This is a genomic window from Streptomyces sp. NPDC047014 (genome assembly GCF_040644195.1).
GTDB lineage: Bacteria > Actinomycetota > Actinomycetes > Streptomycetales > Streptomycetaceae > Streptomyces.
In genome coordinates, this window is record NZ_JBEYVX010000020.1 from 48,416 (window position 1) to 65,618 (window position 17,203).

At 75.0% G+C, this 17,203-nt stretch carries 14 protein-coding genes; 5 read left to right on the top strand and 9 right to left on the bottom strand.

Features of this window, described 5'->3' with window-relative positions; genetic code table 11:
• Positions 1–156 precede the first annotated feature (156 nt).
• Positions 157–1,320, bottom strand: a complete 1,164-nt coding sequence (locus ABZ873_RS14675; protein WP_360870542.1) for a hypothetical protein — start codon at positions 1,318–1,320, stop codon at positions 157–159.
• A 92-nt stretch (positions 1,321–1,412) separates the two neighbouring features.
• Between ABZ873_RS14675 and ABZ873_RS14680 the strand changes: the two genes are divergently transcribed.
• The gene (locus ABZ873_RS14680) at positions 1,413–2,111 is read left to right on the top strand and encodes a 4'-phosphopantetheinyl transferase superfamily protein (protein ID WP_360870545.1); all 699 of its coding nucleotides are present in this window, start codon (positions 1,413–1,415) and stop codon (positions 2,109–2,111) included.
• A gap of 528 nt (positions 2,112–2,639) precedes the next feature.
• On the opposite strand, the gene ABZ873_RS14685 is transcribed toward ABZ873_RS14680, so the two are convergent.
• Positions 2,640–3,062 carry a GNAT family protein gene (locus ABZ873_RS14685; protein ID WP_360870548.1) on the bottom strand — a complete coding sequence of 141 codons (423 nt, stop codon included), beginning with the start codon at positions 3,060–3,062 and terminating at the stop codon, positions 2,640–2,642.
• 73 nt (positions 3,063–3,135) lie between these two features.
• Here ABZ873_RS14685 and ABZ873_RS14690 point away from each other — a divergent pair, with 73 nt between their 5' ends.
• Together ABZ873_RS14690 and ABZ873_RS14695 are read left to right on the top strand one after the other, a co-directional pair.
• Positions 3,136–3,657 (top strand): GNAT family N-acetyltransferase, encoded by a 522-nt coding sequence (locus ABZ873_RS14690; protein ID WP_360870551.1) that lies wholly within the window; start codon positions 3,136–3,138, stop codon positions 3,655–3,657.
• Positions 3,654–4,217 carry a putative immunity protein gene (locus ABZ873_RS14695; RefSeq protein WP_360870554.1) on the top strand — a complete coding sequence of 188 codons (564 nt, stop codon included), beginning with the start codon at positions 3,654–3,656 and terminating at the stop codon, positions 4,215–4,217. The genes ABZ873_RS14690 and ABZ873_RS14695 overlap by 4 nt, the downstream gene beginning before the upstream one ends.
• 176 nt (positions 4,218–4,393) lie before the next feature.
• Here ABZ873_RS14695 and ABZ873_RS14700 read toward each other — a convergent pair whose 3' ends face one another.
• Positions 4,394–4,933: a hypothetical protein gene (locus ABZ873_RS14700; RefSeq protein WP_360870556.1), complete on the bottom strand. Its 540-nt coding sequence runs from the start codon at positions 4,931–4,933 to the stop codon at positions 4,394–4,396.
• A 133-nt stretch (positions 4,934–5,066) separates the two neighbouring features.
• Here ABZ873_RS14700 and ABZ873_RS14705 point away from each other — a divergent pair, with 133 nt between their 5' ends.
• On the top strand, positions 5,067–6,110 hold the full coding sequence (locus ABZ873_RS14705) for a phytase (RefSeq protein ID WP_360870559.1): 1,044 nt from the start codon (positions 5,067–5,069) through the stop codon (positions 6,108–6,110).
• A 67-nt stretch (positions 6,111–6,177) separates the two neighbouring features.
• Here the strand turns inward: ABZ873_RS14705 and ABZ873_RS14710 are convergent, their stop codons facing one another.
• The 3 genes from ABZ873_RS14710 to ABZ873_RS14720 all read right to left on the bottom strand — a co-directional run bounded on the left by ABZ873_RS14710 (position 6,178) and on the right by ABZ873_RS14720 (position 8,411).
• The gene (locus ABZ873_RS14710) at positions 6,178–6,642 is read right to left on the bottom strand and encodes a hypothetical protein (protein WP_360870562.1); all 465 of its coding nucleotides are present in this window, start codon (positions 6,640–6,642) and stop codon (positions 6,178–6,180) included.
• A 171-nt stretch (positions 6,643–6,813) separates the two neighbouring features.
• A complete protein-coding gene (locus ABZ873_RS14715; protein ID WP_360870565.1) occupies positions 6,814–7,311 on the bottom strand; it encodes a YfbM family protein in 498 nt (165 codons plus the stop codon).
• A 68-nt stretch (positions 7,312–7,379) separates the two neighbouring features.
• Positions 7,380–8,411: a hypothetical protein gene (locus ABZ873_RS14720; protein WP_360870567.1), complete on the bottom strand. Its 1,032-nt coding sequence runs from the start codon at positions 8,409–8,411 to the stop codon at positions 7,380–7,382.
• A gap of 257 nt (positions 8,412–8,668) precedes the next feature.
• On the opposite strand from ABZ873_RS14720, the gene ABZ873_RS14725 reads away from it, so the two are divergent.
• The gene (locus ABZ873_RS14725) at positions 8,669–11,416 is read left to right on the top strand and encodes a M4 family metallopeptidase (protein ID WP_360870570.1); all 2,748 of its coding nucleotides are present in this window, start codon (positions 8,669–8,671) and stop codon (positions 11,414–11,416) included.
• A 56-nt stretch (positions 11,417–11,472) separates the two neighbouring features.
• Here the strand turns inward: ABZ873_RS14725 and ABZ873_RS14730 are convergent, their stop codons facing one another.
• The 3 genes from ABZ873_RS14730 to ABZ873_RS14740 form a co-directional block, all read right to left on the bottom strand.
• A complete protein-coding gene (locus ABZ873_RS14730) occupies positions 11,473–12,201 on the bottom strand; it encodes an alpha/beta hydrolase (RefSeq protein WP_360870665.1) in 729 nt (242 codons plus the stop codon).
• A gap of 224 nt (positions 12,202–12,425) precedes the next feature.
• Positions 12,426–15,371, bottom strand: a complete 2,946-nt coding sequence (locus ABZ873_RS14735) for a condensation domain-containing protein (protein ID WP_360870573.1) — start codon at positions 15,369–15,371, stop codon at positions 12,426–12,428.
• The gene (locus ABZ873_RS14740; protein WP_360870576.1) at positions 15,361–17,202 is read right to left on the bottom strand and encodes a non-ribosomal peptide synthetase; all 1,842 of its coding nucleotides are present in this window, start codon (positions 17,200–17,202) and stop codon (positions 15,361–15,363) included. The genes ABZ873_RS14735 and ABZ873_RS14740 overlap by 11 nt, the downstream gene beginning before the upstream one ends.
• Position 17,203: the final 1 nt, after the last annotated feature.

Here is a 17,203-nt window from a genome sequence, read left to right on the forward strand (position 1 = left end):
CGGGGGCGCGGTGGGGTGCGGTGCGCCCCGGTCTGCGGTGCGCCCCCGGTCGGTGGTGCGCCCCGGTCCCGTGCCGCTCCACACCCTCGACCATTGGCCACAGGTTAACAACCGTTCGCGGGTGGGCGGTTGCGGTGCCGCAGCGGGACTCGCTGCTCACCCCTGCGGGATCCCGGCCCCCTCGGCGGCGCTGCCCAGCGCCTCCAGCCGCTGTTCCGTCAGCCGCAGATGGTGCGGGTCGAAGGCGGGCAGGGCGCGCAGCAGCCCGAGGAGTTCGGTCCCGGAGGTCATGGCCCGTACCGGGTCCTTCAACCGGGTCCAGCAGTACAGGGCACCCGCCGCCGCGTCATGGGCCTCGGGCGCGGTGGCGCCCTGGGCGGCGAGCCGGGCCCGTACGGCGGCGGTCCACAGCGCGGTGGCCAGGGCGAAGTCGCCCGCCATCCGGGCGAGGTCCGCGCGGATCTCCGTACAGCGCAGCGCCTCGGGGGAGCCGGGCCCGGCGGTGTCCAGGAGGTGCCGCTCCCAGGACCGGGCCAGCTCCGCGGCCTCGGTGTGCCGCCCGGCGGTGGCGAGCGCGTGCAGCCGGGGGCGGGGGTCGCCGTCCGGCAGGGCCCGGGGAGCGGCGGGCTGGGCGTCCAGCTCGCGGGCGGTCGGCAGGACGAGGGTCCCGGGTGCGAGCCCGGCCGAGCCCGCCGCGAGGGTGTGGAGCTGTACGTCGGAGGGGCGCGCGGGGGCGCGGCGCAGCTGGTCGATCCAGTGGCGCGTGTAGCCGCTGACCGCGCCGGGGGCCGTCACGGGCGCGGTGGGCGGGCCGGGCGGGGCGACTACCCCGTACATCTCGGCGCCGGGCGGGGCGGGCAGGGTGCCGTGCTCCCGCAGCAGCGGCCAGGCTTCCTTGTCCGCGGCCAGGTCCAGCAGCAGGGTGGTGGTCCCGGCGGGCCGTTCGCGCAGCTCGCCCGTCAGCCAGTCCCAGGCCAGGGCGGTGTAGCGGACGGTGCCCGGGGTGCTGCCGGGGAGGGCCAGGTGGAGCCGGTGGCCGCGGCGGTCGGCGGTGAGCCGGCCCGAGAGGTAGAGCAGCAGCGGACCGGGGGTGCGGGCGGCCGTACGCAGGCAGGCCAGGACGGTGTTGGGCTCGCGGGCGCCGTCCAGGTACACGGTGTCGCTGGGCAGCTCGCTGCCGAGCAGCAGCCCGGCGGGGACCATCGCCAGCGCGGCGAGATTGGCGCCGGGCGCGAGCCGCACGGTGCGGCGGTGCACGGCGGCGTCCCCCGCGATGAGCAGTACGTGACCGCGCCGGCGGTCCCGTCCGTTGATGTGCATGAGCAGACGGTACTCACCCGGCGCCGCCCCGGGGGCCTCATGGGGGTGTGCGGGCGGGGCGCGGCTCGCCGGCCTGGTCTACCCTCGGTCAGGTGATCGAGTACGTGAACCAACTCGGCGGCAGCGCACCGTCGACCGGGCCGGCGCCCGAGGGGAGGACCGCCGTCGTGTGGTCGCTGGACACCACGGCCACGACGGTGGGCGGCTACCGCCTCCAGGACGCGGCCGGGGTGCTGGACGCCGACGAGCGGGACCGGGCGGCGCGCATGGCCCGCCCGGACCTCCGCGACCGCTACGTGGCCTCCCACCTGGGGCTGCGGATCCTGCTCGGCGGCTACCTCGGGGCCGACCCGGGGGCGGTCCGCCTGACCCGCGAGGACTGCCCGTGCTGCGGCGCCCCGCACGGGCGGCCCGCGGTGGCGGGCGGCGGCGTGCACTTCTCGCTCTCGCACAGCGGGGACCTGGCCTACCTGGCGTTCGCGGCGGTGCCGGTGGGCGTGGACATCGAGGAGATCCCGGGCGAGCAGGCGGTCACGGACGTCCTGGGCTCCCTGCACCCGGCGGAAACGGCCGAACTCAGCGCCCTCCCTGTGTCTGCCCGCCCCGAAGCCCTCGGCCGCCTGTGGGCCCGCAAGGAGGCATGCCTCAAGGCCACCGGCACGGGGTTGGCCCTCGGCCTGACCGAACCCTACGTAGGCTCCCTCCCCACCCCCTCCCCCGTCCCCGGCTGGACCCTGACCGACCTCCCGGCCCCGGCGGGCTACGCGGCGGCACTGGCGGTGGAGGGCTGAGGGCGGGGGCTGGGGCTGGCGGCTGAGCGGGGCTCGAGACGCGGGCGGGGCGGGGGCGGCTGGCCGCTGAGCGGCTGGCGGCTGACGCTTGGCGGGCCCGCGTTGGCGCGCGGCACCTGGCAGCCGGCCCTTGGCGGCTGACGCATGGCGGCCGGCGGCCGGGGGCCGGGGTAGCCTGCGCTCCACCCGCCGGCCGAGCGCGCGCTCGGCCTGCTTGCCGGGCGCGCCCTCGGGCGGGGGCGGAACGGCGCGGCGGTACCCGTGGTGCGCATCCTGGCCCGGCCGTGCAAGCGCCCCGCAATCCGCACCCGACCACGGCGGACGGCCTTGACCGTCACTGCTGATGGCGGACTTGACGGCGTTCCGGTTCCCCTTTCCGGAGGCGAAGGCCCGCCCGTCCGGGCCTGCCCGCGCGGCGCCCCGGCGTAGGCGAACAGATCCGTACGGGCCGACCGGTTCATGCCGGGCGGGCGAGCGACACACCGCCCGACTCCGCCCCCCAACCGGCAGCGTCTCGTCGGTCGGTCGTCAGGGGCTCAGCAGGCCCCCTACCCACCAGTCGTGCGGCCGGCCGTCGTTGGCGATGCTGCGGTTGCGCAGTGTCCCTTCCACCGTGAAGCCCAGCTTCTCGGCGACGGCGCGCGAGCCGGTGTTCCCCACCATGGCCCACCACTCGACGCGGTGGACATCAAGCGCGGCCCAGCAGTACGAGCCGACCAGGCCACCGGTGTCCTTCCGGAACGCGCCCAGGGTGTAGTCCTTGTCCGAAGCCCACTGGGCGGGCAGCTTCTCGCCCACCAACTGCTCCGCGTCCGCCCGCCGATACGGCACCGGAACCGGCGTGTAGAACTGGATGTCCTCGTCCTGGCAGGCTTCGTACACCGCGTCCACATCGGCAGCCGTGAAGGCCCGCAGCAGCAGACGGTCGGTCTCAAGAGTCACAGGCTCCATCGCGGCAGTATGACCACCGCCGCCGAGCAACGACCAACGAATATCCCGCACACGGCCGGTCTAAGCTATGGCCATGCCCACCATGATCCACCAGCAGCCGCGCACCCTGCGGCTGGAGCCCGTCACCGTCGCCAACTTCGACGCGGTGTGCGCGATACAGGTCCGTCCGGATCAGGCCCACTTGGTCTCGCCCGTCGTCAAGTCCCTGGCCGAGGCATACGTCAACCCGGCGGTCGCCTGGCCCCGGGCCATCGTCGACGGCGACGAGGTGGTCGGCTTCGTGATGGCCTTCCTGGACATCGTCTGGGACCCGGCCGGCGACCCCGCCGACCGCCGCAGCGGCATCTGGCGCCTGAACATCGCCGCCGGCCACCAGGGCAAGGGCTACGGCACCTTCGCGATCCAGGCGGTCGCAGATGAACTCCGCCGCCAGGGCACCACCCACGCCTACGTCACCTGGCACACGGGGCAGGGCACGCCCGAACCCTTCTACCTCGCCCTCGGCTTCACCCCGACAGGCGAACTCAGCGAGGAGCAACGCGTAGCCGTCCTCGCCCTGGACACGCCCCAGGCCGGGCCTACCGCGAGGCGATGACCATGAACGGTGACTTCGAACTGTCCATGGACGAACTGCGCGTCGTGGCGCGCTATGTCGCGGAGACGGCGCAGCAGGTCCTCCCGGTCTTCGAGGACGCCCACCCCGACGACGCCCGACCGCGCGCGGCCGTCGATGCGGCCTGGGAGTTCGTCAACGGCGCGCCCAGGACCAGGCTTCAGCGCATCACGTCGATGGACGCTCACCGAGCGGCGAAGGATGCCGTCACCGAAGCGGCACGTCTCGCCGCGCAAGCGGCAGGCGACGCCGCATCCGCCGCCTACCTGCATCCGATCGCGAAGGCGCACCAGGTGGGCCACATCCTGCGCGCCTCCGCGAATGCGGCCCGCATCGCCGAAATCGCCGCAGGCGAGGACCCCGAGACCGCGAACCGGGCGATGGAAGAGGCCCGCGAACGAGCCACCCCGGCCCTGATCGACATCCTCCAGCGCTACCCCCTCGCCCCCACGGGCAAAAGCCGCCCCGCCCAGCTCATGACCACACTGGACCTCTCCCTCCGCGTATCCCCGCAGGCGGGACCTGACCACGCGGGTGGCTAGGCCCTGGCCGCGCCCCTCCGAGGCGCCCGTTGGGCAAGCCACCGCAGGGGCATCAACAGGGGGTGATGGCGGAGGCCGGTAGGCCCGGCGACGTCGCGCCGCGCCGCGTCACCCGTAGGGGGTACGGACGTACGGCAGTTGCCGCGGCCGGGGGCCGCCGCCCCGCAGGCGGGCCGTCACTCCGGTCGGCGCACGGCCCCATCGGCCGGACCGTCCACGTTCCACGTCGGCGGCAGATCCGTATCGCAGAAGACGCACGCGTAGTCCCCGTCGCGGACGACGTTGAGCTGACGGCACGCCGGGCAGCGGCGGAACACCAGCTCGTGGGTGAAGCCGGCGGGCCGGCCGAGCCCCGCCCGGTCGAGGGCTTCCGCCACCGCCGGCCAGGAGGCCGCGTCCGGGCAGTAGCCGGTGGACTGGTTGCTGATCTCGGCCACGACCCACCCGCCGGACTCCTCGCGGAAAGCGACCTCCCCCGCCCCCAGGACGGCCCCTCCCCCGGCACACACCACATGCTCACTACGGCGCGGCGCCAGCCGCAGCACACCGGCCGGGTCCACCACGTAGGTGAACGGCTCTGCCGCCGGCTCCACCCCTCGCGCCCAGGACGCGAAGTCCGCCGCCGAGCGGATGCTCCGCCCCTCCGCCCCCGGCCGCACCAACTCCCGCAACTCCTCCGGCCCTGCATACCGGTACAACCGCCGCCCCGTCCCCATGTCCGCCAACCTAATGCCCGCACGGGCCCGGCGGCCCCACCCCCGCGCCCTGACCGGTTCAACTGGCGTTCACGCACCGCTCGCCGGGTATCCCTAGCCTCCTCCTGTCCGTCACCCGACCGAGGGGAACCCGGTGTCCTTCACCTCTTCCGTCCGCGCCGCCGCCCTGCCCGCCGCCGCCGTCCTGGCCGTACTGGCCGTTCCCGCCGGCCCGGCGCACGCGGCGGCGGCAGCGGCGGCCGTGTCCGTCACCGCCAGTGTGGAGACCGCCCCGGTCTCGCACAGCGGGGACGCCGCCGACGACCCGGCCATCTGGGTCCACCCCACCGATCCGGCCAAGTCGGTGGTCGTCGCCACCGACAAGAAGGGCGCGCTGGAGGTCTACGACCTCTCCGGCACCCGGATCCAGCGGATCACCGGCGACTACGGCAACAACGTCGACCTGCGCGGCAACATCGTGATCTCCGCCGACGACGAGGCCGCGGGCGGCAACGGCGCCATGCACGTCTACCGGATCGACCCCGCCACCCGGCGGCTCCAGCGCCTGGCGGACGTACCGACCGAGGTCACCGCGCACGGCATATGCCTCTACACCTCGCCCGTCTCGGGCAAGCTGTACGCCTTCCCCAACTCCACCTCCGGCCGCGTCGAGCAGTGGGAGATCGCCGTGCAGGGCGACGCGGTGACGGCCACGTCCGTCCGCCTGTGGGACGCGGGCTCCGCGGTCGAGGGCTGCTACGCCGACGAGACCACCGGGAAGCTGTACCTCGGCGAGGAGGACGTCGGCGTGTGGGTGTACGGCGCCGAGCCGAACGCCGGGACCGGCCGCACCAAGCTGGACTCCACCGGCTCCGGCGGCCACATCACCGCCGACACGGAGGGCATCACGGCGGCGGGCAACCGCATCTACGTCTCCTCGCAGGGCAGCAACGACTTCACCGTCTACGACCGCACGAGCCGGGCCTACCTCGGCCGCTTCTCGGTGTCCAACGGCACGGCCGCCGACGACTGCGAGGACACCGACGGCATCGACGCCACCGCCGCCAACCTCGGCCCGGCCTTCCCGCAGGGCGTCTTCATCTGCCAGGACGGCTCGAACGGCGCCCCGGGCACCAGCGGCAACCAGAACTTCAAACTGGTCCCGCTCCAGCGCATCACATCCCACTTCGGCGGCTGACCCCTTCGGCACCCCGAGCCACGCCGGTCACCCCGCCGGTACGAACCCCGCCGCCGGTGTACGGCCGTCAGCCGTGCTGGGGGTTCAGGAGGGTGGCGGCCGAGGTGACGAAGGTAGCGGTGGCTTCGTTGGCCGCGTGGCGGAGGGCGTCCAGTTCGGGGCGGGTGGTGGCCCGGCGGAGTGCGTACGTGGCGTCCGCCGCCCGCTGGGCCGGGGCGGACAGTTCCGGGACCAGGACCTGGAGGCGGACGTGCGGGGCGGTGATCGCGGAGCGCGTGTCGTGGGATCGTGTCTGCGCCTCCAGCTGGCGCTCGGTGTCCGCCGCGATCAGCGCCAGCCGCTCCCGGTGGAACATGGCCGAGCGGTGCGCGTCCAGGGCGGCCGCGAAGTCGGTGACGGCGCCGAGCCGGTCCTGGCGGTGGCCGTCGGCACGGGCCTCGGCGCGGGCCGTGCGCGCGGCGCGGAGCTGGAGGGATCCGGCCGTCAGGGCCCCGGCGAGGGTGCCGAGCACCGCGATGATCGAAGCCCACATGGCGGTGGTCGTCCTCTCGGTCGGGCTGGGGCGGGCGTAGGGCGCGACCGCCGCCGCCCTCGGATCGAGTCGGAGCGGGTGTGCTGACGGTGATCACGCCACAGTACTGAACTTTGCCGCGCAGGAAGGGACTTCACGGCAGAGGGCGCCGCGCGCGAAGCACGTCCGCCCTCAGGAGATCCAGATCAGCAGCGCGTCCCCCTCGCGGGCCGCCGCGCGGAGGTAGTGGCCGAGGGAGAGCCAGTGGGACGCGACCCAGTCCGGGTCCTCGCCGCGCTCCCAGATCGCCTGCGGGTAGACGTTCGCCGCGGCCAGGTCGGCCGGGGTGACCCCCGAGGTCAGGGTGTCCGGGTTGTGCGCGGCCAGGGCGGAGGCGGCGGCTCGTACGCGGTCGGCGGCCAGGAGGCGGGGCGGGCCGTAGCCCCAGTCGTGCCCCGCGGGCCACGGCATGTCCTCCTCGCCGAAGACCACGTCCACGGGGAATCCGCGCCGGGTCAGCACGAAGTCCAGCGCGTTCCACGCCTTGTCGGTCTCGTGCACGCGCGCGGCGGCCGCCGCGTCCTCGCGCTCGTACAGGCCGCGCGCGTGCCCGGCCGCCCAGTCCGGGTCCCGCAGGGCGCGTTCCAGTTCGGCGGGGCCGAGGCGGAGATAGTTACCGATCATGCTCATGCCCCACACCGTAGGGGCGGCCACCGACAACGCCCCCGCCCCTCACCCCACGCCGCCTTCGCCCCGCCTCACCTCACCGCGGCGTCGGCGTTCGGGTCCGGGCGGGGCTGCAGCCAGCCGCGGATGGCAGCCTGGACGCCCGCCTGGAAGCGGGTGTCCGCGTCCAGCTCCTCCAGCATGCGGGTGATGCGACGCCGGGCCGTGTGCACGTGGACGCCGAGCCTGCGGGCTATCGTCTCGTCCTTCAAGCCCGAGGCGAGCAGCCCCAGCAGTTCCCGCTGGTCGGCGCTGAGCGGCCCGCCGGGGCTGCCGACGGGGGTGGCGCGGGCCCACAGGGACTCGAACAGCGGCAGGGCGGCCCGGTGGAGCAGGGAGTCCCCGAAGAGCAGGGCCGCGCCGTCCGCCCCGGCGCCGTCCGCCCCCGCGTCCTCGCAGGGCGTCGGCGGCATGAGGCAGGCGCGCCGGTCGACGAGGACCAGGCCCGTGGGCAGCTGCTGCCCGATCCGGGCCTGGAGCCCGAGCCGGGTCAGCTCGACCAGCTCCCGCGCCCGTCGCGGGAAGTCCGTACCGCGCCGGTCGATGACGATGCGTACGGTGACACCGCGGGCCAGCAGGCGGTGGATCCGGTCCCTCCCCCGGCCCTCCTCCGCCTCCCCTCCCGGAGCGTCCGAGCCGTCGGAGCCGTCCGATCCGCCCGTACCGCCCGTGCCACCCGGGCCCCCCGTCAGCGCCGTCCGGTCCAGGATCAGCACCTCCGTCTCGGCCGAGTCCAGCATCAGGTCCAGGCGGGCCCCGACCGCGTCCGCCCCGGTCAGGATCTCCAGCCCCGCCGCCCGCTCCGGCGGCACCGCGGGGGGCGCCGGCAGCCGGTGGGCGAGGCGGTCGGCGTAGGTGCGCAGGGAGTTCAGGTCCGCCGACTCCCGGTGCAGGAGGTCCTGTCGGCGCTGGATGAGTACGCGCAGCACGGACGCCGGATCGACGGCGCCGGCTAACCCCGCCCTGCTGTCGTGCCTGCTGTCGCTTCTGTCGCGGCTGTCGCCACTGCCGTCCTGCGTGCGGGCGGCGGCCGGGGTCCGGTCGTGCGGGTCGGTTTCGATCATGCGGGGGATTTTGACCGCCTTCACAGGGCCCCCACAACTGTGCATGGCCACTTCTGAGGGGGGCCGGAGTCTGGTCGCGGGCCTCCGACGGCGCTTGCATGGCGGCGACTCACAGCAACGCATCAGGCACTCATGGTTGAGGAGACCCCTTGCCCAAGTTCAGCGCAGGTTCGTCGGCTCCGACCCCGGCCGTACGACGGATATGGCGGAAAGACCTCCGGTCCGCCGGAGGAATCGCGGTTCTGCTGGCCGCCGCAATGACCTTGCAGGCGTCGCCGGCGTGGGCCGCGGACCCGGGCCCTTCGAACGTCGTCCCTGCCCAGGACACCGCGACCCCGGTTCTCGTCGAGGGCATACGCGAGCCCGTGGACGCCAAGGCCGCCCCGGCCGACGCGGCGCGCGGCCACCTCGCCGCGAACAAGAGCCGCTACAAGATCCCGCGCGCGGCCGCCGATCTGGTCCCGCTGTCCGCGACGGCCACCGGCGGCAAGGACGAGACGGTCCGCCTCCAGCAGAAGCACCGCGGTGTGGACGTCCTGGGCGGCCAGTACGTCGTCCGCATGCAGAAGCAGGACGGCAAGCGCGTGGTCACCGGCACCTCGGGCCACTACTTCACCGCGCTGAGCACCGATGTCACCCCGCAGGTCAGCGAGGAGGTCGCGGTCCGCCGCGCCGTGGCCGCCACGGCCCGCCGGCTCGGGTCGGCCCTCGACAAGGGGCAGGCGCCCCGCTCGGAGTCGGGCGACCCGGCGGCCACCGGCATGACCGGCGAGGCCCGGGGCCTGGTCGTCCTGCCCAAGGGGGACGGCGTACTCGCCTACCGCGTCACCGTACGCGGCACCGCGCCCGGCACCGGGGCGCCGGTGGTGGACGAGGTGTACGTGGACGCGCGCTCGGGCTACCCGGCGCTCCAGTACAGCGCGCTCAAGACGCTGACGGCCCCGCCGGCCGCCGCGCGCACGGCCGGACAGGCCGCCGAGGGCCCCACGGCGGACGGGCCGCCGGCCGCCCCCGCGAACCTGGTCCCGGAGACCGGCTCCGGCACCCGCCTCGGTGGCAAGGCGGCCTCGCTGGACATCGCCTACGACCCGGCCGCCGGGAACTACCTCCTCGCGGACGCGGGCCGGATGCGCGCCGGCTCCAAGAGCCTGCTGTCGACGTGGGACGCGCGCGGCAAGTCGGTGTCGGAGACCTCGGGCAAGTGGCCGTCCGGCATCGCGATGTTCTCCTCCCCGGACACCACCTTCGGCGGTCCGGCGACCGACTCGGGAGCCGTGGACGCCCACTGGAACGCGGGCCAGGTCTACGACTTCTACAAGAAGAACTTCGGGCGCGACAGCCTCGACGGCAACGGCGGAGCCGTCAACTCCCTGGTCGGCGTGACGTATTACGGCCTGCCCTACGCGAACGCGTTCTGGGACGGCACCAAGATGGTGTACGGCATCGGTGACGACGAGTACAAGCCGATGTCCGCCGACACCGACGTCGTCGGCCACGAGATGACCCACGGGGTCATCGAGCACACCGCGAACCTGGTCTACGCGGGCCAGTCCGGCGCCCTGAACGAGGCCCTGGCCGACTACTTCGGCAACGCGATCGACGTCACCGCGAACGGCACGCCGATGAGCGATCCGGCGGCCGGCCTGATCGGCGAGGACCTGTGCCGTACGAAGGCGGCCGCCGCGTGCGCGCTGCGCGACCTCAACGACGGCGCCACCACCTCGAAGAGCTTCCTGGGCGTGTCCTTCGCCACCGACAACGGCGGCGTGCACCTCAACTCGACGATCTTCTCCGGCGCGCTGTGGGACATGCGCGAGGACCTGGGCGGCGCCCTGGCCGACAAGATCGTCTACAAGGCCGTCACCGAGTACATGACGCCGATCGACGGCTTCACCGAGGCCCGCGGCGCGGTCCTCGCCGCTGCCAAGGCGCTGGGCGCGACCTCGGCCCAGCAGAACGCCGTCAAGCGCTCGTTCAACGCCCACGGCATCGTCCCGGGCTGGGAGCAGGCCCTCGGCGTCGACAGCGACACCCTCTTCGGCGCGCTGAACACCACCGACTCCGGTGTGGGCGCGGGCGGCGGCTGGTGGACGGTGTCGAAGTCCAACGACGACGGCTCCGAGCCCTACTCGGTCTACGCGGGCAAGCTGGACGGCAAGGGCTCCGCGAAGGTGATCAGCCCCAACGACGGCCGCTACCACACCGCCCCGGCGACGGACGGCAAGACCGTGGTGTGGACGGCGTACGGTCCGGCCTCGGTGGACGTGCTGTCCCGTCCGGTGGCGGGCGGCCCGGTGAAGACCCTGTACAGCTCCTCGACCGGCATCGCGGGCCTGCGCGTGGACAAGGGCACGGTGGTGTTCGAGGAGTACGACATCCTCGGCGGACGGCACGTCGGCTACCTGCGGCCCACCGACAAGGCGCCGGTCTTCACCGACGGCAAGAAGTGGAACACCCTCACCGCACTGCCCTCCATCAGCGACAACAAGATCGCCTACGCGAAGCTGTACTCCCAGGGCGGCGCCTACCGGCTGGGCGTGGAGATCGTCGACCTGGCCACGGGCAAGGCAGTCCTGACGGAGCAGCTGGACGAGCCGGTGAGCCTCGGCCAGACCGGCATCAACGGCAAGAACGTGTTCTGGCTGGCCGACACCGACGAGAGCGACGGCGGTCTGATGTCGGTGGTCAGCTCCGGTCTGGACGGACGCGGCGCGTTCCTCGTCAGCAGCGAGCACAAGCCGGGCGCCTTCATGGCCTCCGACCTGACGGTCTCGCAGGAGGCGCTGACGCTGGTGGCCCGGACGCCCGACATCCGCTACCGCAACGAGTCGCTGCCGAAGCTGTGGCAGCTGACCACCGACGGCTCCCGCCGCGAGCGGGTCTCCTGCAACCGCGGTGAGCAGAGCTACCCGGCGGCCGGTACGGGCCGTCAGGTCGCCTGGCTGGACGCCACCACCGGCTCCACCGACCTGGTGGTCCGCGAGCGCCCGGCGGGCACCTGCTGATCCCCGCCTGAGCGGGAGGGGGGCCGACGGCGCGCTGCCGTCGGCCCCCTTCGCCGTTACCTCAGGTGGCGGTCGAAGAAGCGGCTGCCGTCCTCGACCTCGAACCATGGCGTGCCGGTGTGGCCGCCGAGGTTCGCGTGGAGCGTCTTCTCCCGCGTGCCGAAGGCGTCGAACAGGTCGAGGGCCCGCTGCCGGGGGTTCCCCTCGTCGTCCCACTGGAGCAGGAACAGCAGCGGCACGGTGACCCGCCGCGCCTCCTCGCGCTGGGCGCGGGGCACATAGCCCCCGGCGAAGAATCCGGCGGCCGCGACGCGCGGTTCGGTCGCCGCGAGGTGGATGCCGACGGCGGTCCAGCCGGAGTACCCGACCGGGCCGCGGGTCTCCGGCAGTGCGAGCAGGGCGTCCAGGGTGGCCCGCCATTCCGGGACGGCCCGTTCGACGAGCGAGCCCACCAGCGACTCGAAGATCTCGTCGGCGGGCTCCCCCGCCCGCATCGCCCGGCGCAGATCCGCGCGGGCCCGCTCGTCGGCGGCCGTACGGGGCCGGTCACCGCAGCCCGCGCTGTCGATGCTCGCCACCGCGTAACCGCAGGCCGCGGAGTGCCGGGCGCGGGCCACCAGCCGGTCCGCGCTCCGGGGCAGGCCGTTGTTGTGGGCCATCAGGATCAGCGGGGCCGGGTCGGCGGACGCGGGCGTCCACAGGGTGCCCGGGATCTCGCCGAGGGTGAACTCGCGTACGAGGACGCCGTCGTCGAGGCGCTGCTCGGAGGTGAAGTGAAGGGGCATGGTCATGCCTTTCGGGAGAGCTGGAAAACGGCGCTCCCGGACGACGACCTATCGCCCGACCGTGACCCCGGAGGAGAGCACCCATGTCACTGTGTTCACGGGTACCACCTCCTCGTTCTCTCGCACGGCCACCGGCAACCTAGCAGGGGCCGCCCGCCCCGCCCAAGGGATTTTTTCATGCGCCGGGAGCCCCGGGGCCTCCGGGACTCCCGGCGCGCACCGGCTCAGGCCCCGCCGGTCATCTCCGCCAGCACGCTCCTGCGGTCCTCCCCCGCCCGCGCCCGCAGCGGGCGCGCCAGGCGCCGGCTGTCATAGTGCCAGCGGTGATCGAGATCCCGGGAGACGGTCTCGGCCGTACGGAGCTCCGCGCGCGTCCCGAGCAGTTCCGTGAGGTCCTGGGCCAGGTCCTGCCAGGACACATGCCCGCTGCACGCGTTGGCGACCCCGTGCACGGGCCGGTCCAGGCACTCCGCCACCGCGCGGGCCAGGGCGGCCGCGTGCACCCAGGCGACCCCGTACCAGGGGTGGCCGCCGGTGCCGGGGCGGGGCAGCTCGATCGGGCGGCCCTCGCGGGCGGCCTGGTAGAGCGTGCCGAGGGCGCCCCAGCGCAGCTGCTCGCGCAGCCGGTCGTGGCCGCCCCAGACGATCGGTGAGCGTACGGCGCTGGCGCCGCCGCGCCCCCCGGTCCCGGCGGCGCGCAGGACCCTCTCCTCGCAGTCCAGCTTGGCCTGCCCGTACGGGCTGACCAGCCCCTGCGGCGGCGCCTCCTCGGCGACCCGGCCCGTGGCGGGCTGCCCGTAGGCGTCGACGCTGCTGACGAAGACGAAGGGGCCGCCGCGCCAGGCGTCGACCATGGCCTCCGTCGCCGCGAGGTCCACCTCGTGCCGGGTGAAGGTGCAGGCGGCGTGCACCACCGCGTCCGCCTGTGCGACGGCGTCCCGCAGCCCGGCCAGGTCGGAGAGGTCGCCCTCGATGACCTCGACACCGTCGGCGGCGACCAGATGCGCGGATTCGGGCCGGGCCAGGGCCAGGACGGGACGCCCCTGGGCGGCGAGTTCCCGGACGACGAAGGCGCCGACACCGCCCGTGGCCCCGGTGACCAGGACCGTGCCCGGCCGCCGGCCCCGGGAGCGGGCCACGGGCCGGGGCGCCGTCTTCGCGGCGCTCTGCCGCGCCGCCCGCTCGTCGAGGAGCGCGGTGAGGGCGCGCGGGGTGCGGGCCTGGAGGACGTCGAGGCCGGTGAGCGGGAGCGTGAGTTCCGTACGCAGCCGTTCCGCGAGCTGGACGGCCTTGAGGGAGTGGCCGCCGAGGGCGAAGAAGTCCTCGTCCGGGGCGGGCCGGACGCCGAGCACGGCGGTGAAGCCCTCCGTGACCGCCCGGGCCCGGGGGCCCGTCGGGGCGGCCGGGGGCGGCGTCCCGGGCAGCCGGGCGGCGTCGGCCGGTCCCGTGGCCGTACGGGGCAGGGCGTCGAGCAGGGTGACCGCGGCGGGGAGGTCCCCGGGGGCGAGGGTACGGCGCAGCAGCCCGAGCAGTGCCAGCCCGGACGGGCCGTCGCTGCCGCGCAGCACGGCGTAGGCCACGGCCGGTCCCCCGGCGGGCCGCACCACGGTGGCGTCGGCCACCTCCGGGTGGGCGCGCAGGGCCTCGGCGGCGGGATGCCGGTCGCCCTCCGGGGCGGGGTCCTCGGCCGTCTCCACGGGCGCGGCCGTCTCCACGGGCTCCTCCGGGGCGGCGGCCGGCCCGGGCAGTGCGGCCGGGACGGCCTCCGGGTCCTCCGCCACGGCCTCCAGCAGGGCCGCGAAGTCCCGTACGGCCGCCTCCGCCGCCGGGCCGTCCAGCGCCTGGGCGTCGTACTGGACGAGCGCCCGGGGCCCGGCCGGGTCACCCAGGTCCAGGGCGTAGGAGAGGGCGAACTTGGCGCCGTCGGAGGGAAGATCGACGTACTCGGCGGAGGTGCCCGGCAGCCGGAGCACCGTCGGCTCGCCGAGGACGTCGGAGGTGACGCGGACCAGCCCGGTGCCGTCGGCGTCGCGTGCCCCCGCGCCGAGGCGTTCCAGGACCAGGTCGAAGGGGATGTGCCGGTGGCGCTGGGCGGTGAGCAGGGCCTCGCTCACGCGGGGCAGCAGTCCGGCGAAGGACGGCCGGTCGGAGAGGCCGACCCGTACGGGCAGGGTGTTCACGCACAGGCCGACCAGACCGCGCATGGCCGTTCCGCTGCGGTGGGTGCTCGCCACGCCGATGACAAGGTCCTCGTCGCCGGTCAGGCGGTGCAGTGCGGCGAAGGCGGCGGCGAGGGACACGGCGAAGAGCGTGGCGTTGTGCCGCGCGCCCAGCGCCCGCAGCGCGGCGGGCAGGGCGGGAGCCAGGGGCACGCTGTGGACGGCCGCCGTGCGCGCGGCCGTGTCCGGGGCGGGCGCGGTGGGCCGGGGCAGGCGCGGTGGGGCCGCGTCGGCCAGCAGGCCCGCCCAGGCGTCGAGTTCCGTGCGCAGGCCGGGCAGGGCTTCGTGCTCGCGGCGTGCGTGGTCGGCGTACTGCGGGGGCGCGGCGGGCAGTGCGGGGACCTCGGCGCCGGTGATCTGGCCGTACAGGGCGGCCAGTTCCCCGGCGACGGTCTCCAAGGAGGCGCCGTCCAAGGCGATGTGGTGGAACGTCAGCAGAAGGGTGTGGTCCTGCGGGCCGTGGCGCAGGACGAGCGCGCGGACGGCGTCCCCGGCCGCGAGGTCGAACGGCCGGGCCGTCTCGCGGCGCAGCAGTGCCGGGGCGTCCGCCGGGGCGGCGTCGCTGACGTGCACGGGGACGGTGTGCGGGGTGGGCAGGACCTCCTGGTGCGGTACGCCGTCGCGCTCGGTGTAACGGGTGCGGAGGATGGTGTGCCGGGCGACCAGTGAGGTCAGGGCGGTGGCGAGCGCGGCCACGTCGAAGGGGCCGCGCAGCCGGGTGGCGAAGGGCACATGGTACGAGTCCCCCGCGCCGCCGAGCCGTTCCATCAGCCACATGCGGTGCTGGGCGCGGGAGAGCGGGGCGTCGGTGACCTGCGCGGTGTCCCCGTCCTGAGCGGGTACCGCCGGTGCGGCCGGGGTGCGGCGGGCGGTGCCCGCGCGGGCCCGGCGCAGCAGTTCGCGCTGGAGCTGCTGGCGGTCGCGGGCCGCGGAGTCGGCGTCAGTGGGCATCGCTGTGCTCCGGGGTCTCGGGGCGGAGGTCGGTGTGGGCGGCGAGGAGGGCCCGTTCGACCAGGGCGGCCTGTTCGGCGACGGTCGGGGTGGCGAAGAAGTCCGCGAGGGAGAGCTCCACGCCCAGTTCCTCGCGCAGGTCCTCGGTGACGGCGAGGGCGAGCAGGGAGTGGCCGCCGAGCAGCAGGAACTCGTCCTCGGCGCGGGTGACTTCGGTGCCGAGGGCCTGGCTCCACACGTCGGCGACGGCCTGTTCCAGCGGGGTCAGGGGGGCGGCGGCCGGCCCGTCGGCGGGCCGGTTCCCCTCGGCGGTGGCCCGGCCGGTGAGGGCGCGCCGGTCGACCTTTCCGGCCGGGGTGAGGGGCAGCCGTTCCAGCAGGGTGACCGTGTCGGGGACGAGGTGGGCCGGCAGGAGGGCGGCCAGCCGCTCGCGCAGGGCCGTACCGGCCGGTACGGGGCCGGGTGCGGGCACGACGAAGGCGACGAGCCGGGCCTCGGGGGTGCCGGCGCCTTCCACGGTGACGGCGGCTTCGTCCACTCCGGGCTGCTCGCGCAGGGCGTGTTCGACCTCGGCGGGCTCGATGCGGAAGCCGCGGACCTTCACCTGGTCGTCGTTGCGGCCGTGGAACCGCAGGATGCCGTCGGGCCCGAGGGAGACGAGGTCGCCCGTGCGGTAGAGCCGCCGGCCGGTGGCGGGGTGCTGGACGAAGCGTTCGGCGGTGAGTGCGGGCAGGCCGGTGTAGCCGAGCGCGAGCCGGGTGCCGCCGATCCACAGTTCGCCGCGCTCGCCCTCGGCCACGGGGTGGCCCTCGGCGTCCAGGACATGGGCGGTGGCTCCGGCGATGGGACGGCCGATGGGGACCGGGCCCGCGCAGTCGGCGGCGGTGACGCGGTGGGCGGTGGCGAAGGTGGTGGTCTCGGTCGGCCCGTAGCCGTTGACCAGTTCCAGCCAGGGGAAGGCGGTCAGGACCTCGCGCGCCTGGGCGGCGGCCATCGCCTCGCCGCCCACGACCACCGAGCGGAGCTGGGCGAAGACGCGGGAGCGGCGGGTGGCGAGCTGGTGGAAGAGGGCGGTGGTGAAGAACGCGACGGTGACGCCGTAGCGCTCGACGTGCCGGGCGAGGTCTTCCAGGGAGGGCCGCTGCTCGGTGCAGACGACGACGGCGGCGCCGTTGGCGAGGGCGGACCAGACCTCGAAGGTGGAGGCGTCGAAGGTCATGGGCGAGTGGAACAGGACCCGGTCCCGGCCGCCGAGGGTGACGTAGTCCGGGGCGGTGACCAGCTCCGCGACGGCCCGGTGCGGGACCAGGACGCCCTTGGGGCGGCCGGTGGAGCCGGAGGTGAACATGATGAACGCGGGGCGGTCCGGGTCGCAGTCGTCGGCCTGCGGGCCGCTGGTCAGCGGCTGCTCGGGCAGGGCGAGCACGGGCCCGGCCGGGGTGGCGGCGTCCAGCAGCTTGGCGTCACCGACGGTGAGGGTGACCTCCGCGTCGGCGGTCATGGCCTCGGTACGGGGGCGGGGCTGGGCCGGATCGAGGGGCACGCAGACGGCCCCGGCCAGCCACAGGCCGAGCTGGGCCACGACGGTGCGCGAGGAGCGGGCCGTCAGGAGCGCCACGCGGTCCCCGGGGGCCACGCCGTGGGCGCGGAGGTGGGCCGCGAGGGCGTGGCCGGCCTGGAGGAGGCGGCCGTAGGTGAGGGTGGTGTCGCCGTCCACCACGGCCAGGGCCTCGGGGGTGCGGCCGGCGTGCCGGGCGAGCAGCGCGGGCAGGGTGGCCGCCGCCTCGGGGGCGGTGGCGGCGGGCTGCTGCGGGAGGGTGAGGGTGGTCATG